We start from the raw sequence: 2,082 nt of genomic DNA, 5'->3' as shown, positions 1-2,082 counted from the left end.
GTCCACCACCAGGTTGCCGGTGTTGGAGATTGGGCGGCCGATCGGCATCGACGTCGTGTCCGGCCGGTCCTCGTCCACCACGAGGCAGGTGGCGACCACACCGGCCTCCGTCGGACCGTAGAGGTGCGCGAGCCGGGCGGGGGCGTACGGCCCTGAGAGCAGGGCGTCCGCGATCGAGCGGTCGCCGGCCTCGCCGCCGTAGAAGACGGACTTCAGATCCTTCAGCAGGTCCGGGCGCTCCACCAGGTACTGGTTGAACAACGGCGTCGGGATGAGGGACGTCGTGATGGAGTGCCGGGCGAGGGCCTCCGCGAAGGGCTCGCTGCCGCCGAGGACCTTCGGGCCCAGGATCGCCAGCGTCGCGCCGGACGTCAGGACCGGCCAGCACTCGAGGGCGAAGGAGTCCCAGGCGAAGTTCAGGATCTGCGAGACGACGTCGCCGGCCGTGATGGTGTGGAACCAGTTGTTGGTGATCAGGCGGCAGACGGAGCGGTGCTCGATCTGAACGCCCTTGGGGGTGCCGGTGGAGCCGGACGTGTAGATGACGTACGCGAGGTCGCGGGCGCCGGTCGGCATGACCGGATCCGTGACCGGCCGGTCGTCGAGGGACAGCTCGTCGAGCGGGACGAGCGGGGTTCCGGTGTGCGCCAGACGTGGCACCAGCCGGGAGTGGGTGAGGACGAGCGGGGCCTCGGTCTCCTCCAGCATGAACGCGAGCCGCTGCGCCGGATTCTCCGGGTCGAGGGGGAGATAGGCGCCGCCGGCCTTGAGGACGGCGAGGAGCGCCGTGATCATGTCCGGGCTGCGGTCGAGGCAGATCGCGACGAGGGTGTCGGTGGTGACGCCCTGGTCGATGAGGTGGTGGGCGAGGCGGTTGGCCCGCCCGTTCAGCTCGGCGTACGTCAGCGAGGTGTCGCTGTGCACCACCGCGACCGCCTCCGGGGCGAGCGCTACCCGCTCCTCGAAGAGGCGGTGGATGGTGGTGTCGTCGGCGTAGTCGACGGTGGTGTCGTTGAACTCGTCGAGGATCTGGTGGAGTTCGGCGTCGGTGAGCAGGCGGACTTCGCCGAGCTTCTGCTCGGGGTCGCGGCAGACGTCGGCGAGTGCGGTGACGAAGTGGCCGGCGAGGCGCTCGATGGTGGCCCGGTCGAACAGCTCGGTCGCGAAGGTCGCCTCACCGGAGAGGCTGCCGTCCGCCTCCTCGGTGAGGAACACCGACACGTCGACCTTCGACACCTTCGAGCTCACCGGGACCTGCCGCAGGGAGAGCCCCGGGATCTCCCACGGCTCCGAGGACGCGCTCTCCACGCTGAAGCCCACTTGGACGAGGGGGTTGCGGCTGAGGTCGCGGTCGGGGGTGAGGTCTTCGACGAGTCGTTCGAAGGGGAGGTCTTGGTGGGTGTAGGCGTCGAGGGTGGTCTGGCGGACTTGGTCGAGGGTCTGGGTGAAGGTGGCGTCGGTGGTGAGGTCGGTGCGCAGGACGAGGGTGTTGACGAAGAAGCCGACGAGGTTTTCGAGTTCGGTGCGGTTGCGGCCGGCGATGGGGACGCCGACGGTGATGTCGTTCTGGCCGCTCCAGCGGGCGAGGACGAGCTGGAAGACGGCGAGGCCGGTCATGAAGAGGGAGGCGTTGTTGCGGGCGGCGAGTTCCCGCAGGGCGTTGGCGGTGGTGGCGGGGACGGTGAAGGTGTGGGTGGCGCCGGCGCCGGAGCGGATGCGGGGGCGGGGGCGGTCGGTGGGGAGTTCGAGGGTTTCGAGTCCGGCGAGCTGGGTGCGCCAGTAGTCGAGGTGGGTGTCGAGGGCGTCGCCGGTGAGACGGTTCTGCTGCCAGAGGGCGAAGTCTGCGTATTGGAGGGTGAGTTCGGTGAGGGTGTCGCCGGTGTAGAGGTGGCGGAGTTCGTCAACGAGGACGCCCATGGACCAGCCGTCGATGACGATGTGGTGCAGGGCGAGGGCGAGGAGGTGGTCGTCGTCGCCGAGGCGGATGGTCATCGCGCGCAGGAGGCGGCCTTCGGTGAGGTCGAAGGGGCGGTGGCCGAAGGTCTCGACGATCTGGCGGCCGGCTTCGGCGGGGTCGGTCTC

1 protein-coding gene is annotated in these 2,082 nt (G+C 69.5%); it reads right to left on the bottom strand.

Annotation, left to right across the window (positions count from 1 at the left end; translation table 11 throughout):
* On the bottom strand, positions 1-2,082 hold a 2,082-nt coding region (locus AB0O11_RS39280), incomplete at both ends, for a condensation domain-containing protein (protein ID WP_363397407.1).

The organism is Kitasatospora sp. NPDC093102 (assembly GCF_040683915.1).
Taxonomy (GTDB): Bacteria; Actinomycetota; Actinomycetes; order Streptomycetales; family Streptomycetaceae; genus Kitasatospora.
The sequence above is the reverse complement of the archived record's forward strand: the minus strand, read 5'-3'. Positions and strand labels throughout refer to the sequence as shown.